Here is a 3013-nt window from a genome sequence, read left to right on the forward strand (position 1 = left end):
ACCACGCGGTACAGCAAACCGTGATCTTCCCCGGCACCGGCTTCCTCGAACTCGCCACCCACGCCGCCACCCACCTCAACCTCGCTCAGGTCGATGAGTTGACGCTGGAGACACCGCTGGTCCTCACGCGCGACGCCGCCACCGGCATCCAGCTCACCGTGGGCACCCCGGACGCCGACGGCAGCCGCCCGTTGACCATCTACGCGAACACCGCCGAGGCGGGCACCGAGAATGCATGGGTCCGACACGCCACCGGCACGATCAGCCCTCTGCCGGCCGAGTCCCCCGCCGGCCTGACCACCTGGCCCCCCGAGGGTGCGGAGCCCGTGGCTCTCGACGATCTCTACCCACGGTTGCGCATGCTCGGCCTGCACTACGGACCGACGTTCCAAGGCCTGCACCAGGTCTGGCGGCACGGCGACGACGTCTACGCCGAGGTTTGCCTTCCCGCCAATCAGGCGCTCGGCACCGAGGGATACCGGCTGCATCCCGCGTTGCTCGACGCCGCCCTGCACGCGATCGGCTTCGGCTCGCTCCTCGCCGGCGACGAGGCCGAGCAGGCACGTCTGCCGTTCCTATGGCGCGGTGTGTCCGTCACCGCCGCAGCGGGGGCCGCCCTTCGCGTACGCGTCAGCAAGTCCGGCGAGAACGCGGTGACCCTGACCGTCGCCGACGAGGCCGGACGTCCCGTGGCATCGATCGCCTCGCTGCTGACCCGGCCGGCCCCGGCCGTTGACCCGGGCAGCGACTCCCTCTTCCGCGTGACCTGGACACCGGCGGCCGGCACACCTACCGCTGAGCCGCGCACCGAGTCGTGGACGGTCGTCGGCTCCGATGCGCCACACATTCCCGGCGCCAGGGCTGTCGCCGACCTGGCGACATTGCTGGAACGCTGGGACGAGACCGGCGGCAGCGACGTCGTGGTGCTGCCCTTCCTCGAAGGCCGTGCGGGCGACCTGCGCGACGCGGCCCGGGATGCGCTGCTCGCGCTGCAGGCCTGGTTCGCGGACGAGCGTACGAGCCGAGCGCAGCTCGTCGTCGTCACCTCGGGCGCGATCCTCACCGGAACCGACGATCCGGACGCCGACCTGGCGCACGCACCGCTCTGGGGACTGGCCCGCTCGGCCCAGTCCGAATACCCGCAGCGCCTCACTGTGCTCGACGTGGACGGTGACGAGCTGGCCGGGGCGGTACACGCGGCGATAACCACCGGGGAGCCACAACTCGCCATCCGCAAGGGCAGCATCGTCGTTCCCCGCATCGAGCGCCTGCCTGCCGTGGCGGACCACGCGGACGACGCCGTCGCTCTCGATCCCGACGGAACGGTACTGGTCACGGGCGGTACCGGCACGCTCGGTGGGCACGTCGCACGGCGCCTGGTCAGCCAGCACGGCGTACGCCGGCTCCTGCTGACCGGCCGGCGCGGGCCGGACGCCCCCGGTGCCACCGCACTGGCCGCCGAGCTGGGTGAGCTGGGCGCGACCGTGACCGTGGCCGCGTGCGACGTCGGCGACCGGGACGCTCTGGTACGGCTGCTCAGTTCCATCGCCCCCGAGCACCCGCTGACCGGCATCTTCCACCTGGCCGGCGCGGTCGACGACGGCACCCTCGAGACAATGACTCCGGAACGGCTCGACCGGGTGCTCGTACCCAAGGCCGAGGCCGCGCTGCATCTGCACGCGCTGACCCGTGAGGCCGGGCTTGCCGCGTTCGTGCTGTTCTCCTCCGCGGCGGCCACCTTCGGCGGGCCGGGCCAGGGCAACTATGCGGCCGCGAACACGCTGCTGGACACTCTCGCCGAGTATCGGCGTGCCGAAGGCCTGCCGGCCACCTCGGTGGCGTGGGGTCTGTGGGCGGAGACCAGCGGCGTGACCGCGCACCTCACCGATGTGGACCTCAGCCGGATGTCCCGGGCGGGTATGCGGCCGATGTCCGCGGGCGAGGCACTGCCGCTGTTCGATGCGGTGCTTTCCGGCGGGACCGTCGCGGGCGGGGCGGTGATGGCGATGCGATTGGACATCGCGGCTATTCGCGCCCAGGCCGGTGCCGCCGTGCCACCGCTGCTGCGAAAGCTGATCCCGGCTGCCCGGCGCAGCGTCCCGACCGCGCGGACGGGTGCCGGGGCGGACCTCCCGCAGCGCCTGTTCGGGCTGGCTCCCGAGGAACGCGCGAAGGTGCTGCTGGATTTGGTGACGACGGAGATCGCCGTCGCGGTCGGGCTGCCGGGGCCCTCGGTTGTCGGCGACGACCGGCTGCTCGGCGAGCTGGGCCTGGACTCGCTGATCGCGGTCGAGCTGCGGAACCGGCTCGGCGCGGCGACCGGCCTGCGGCTGCCCGCTTCCCTCACGTTCGACTATCCGACGGCGGCGGCGATCGCGGCGTACCTGTCCGATGAGTTCACGCCACCGGACGAGCCCGGTACACCCGCCGACGAGGCCACGTTCCGGCAGCTGCTCGCGTCGATTCCGATGGCGCGTATCCGCGAGGCCGGGCTGATGGATTCCCTCATGCGGCTCGCCGTACCGGACGACGCGCAAGCGGCGGCGACAACAGCCGACCGGCCCGGCGACGCAGACGCCATCGCGCTGATGGACGTCGAGGAGCTGGTCCAGTTGGCTCTCGGCGACGACGCGTCCTGACCAGCCTCTCACTGCGACGAAGACGACGGAGTTCACCATGAACATGCCGACCGAGAAGATCGTCGACGCGCTGCGGGCGTCGCTATTGGAGAACAAGCGGTTGCAGCACCGCCACGACGAATTGCTCGCCGCGGCGCGTGAGCCGGTGGCGATTGTGGGGATGGGGTGTCGTTATCCGGGTGGTGTGTCGTCGGCGGATGGTTTGTGGGGTTTGGTGGTTGAGGGTCGGGATGGGGTGGGTGGTTTTCCGTCGGATCGTGGTTGGGATGTGCCGTTTGATGTGGATCCGGAGCGGTTGGGGGCTACTTATTGTTCTGAGGGTGGGTTTTTGTATGGGGCGCCGGGTTTTGATGCGGGGTTTTTTGGGATTTCGC

The 3013-nt window shown here is 70.8% G+C and carries 2 protein-coding genes; both read left to right on the top strand.

Going from position 1 to position 3013, the window contains the following annotated elements; genetic code table 11:
- On the top strand, nt 1-2639 hold a 2639-nt coding region (locus ACLQ28_RS34350), incomplete at its 5' end, for a type I polyketide synthase (RefSeq protein WP_425690419.1).
- Nucleotides 2640-2676: 37 nt separating this feature from the next.
- Nucleotides 2677-3013, top strand: a 337-nt coding sequence (locus ACLQ28_RS34355; protein ID WP_425690420.1) for a beta-ketoacyl synthase N-terminal-like domain-containing protein, incomplete at its 3' end; no start/stop codon positions are given.

It is taken from the genome of Micromonospora sp. DT201 (genome assembly GCF_049841575.1).
Taxonomy (GTDB): domain Bacteria; phylum Actinomycetota; class Actinomycetes; order Mycobacteriales; family Micromonosporaceae; genus Micromonospora.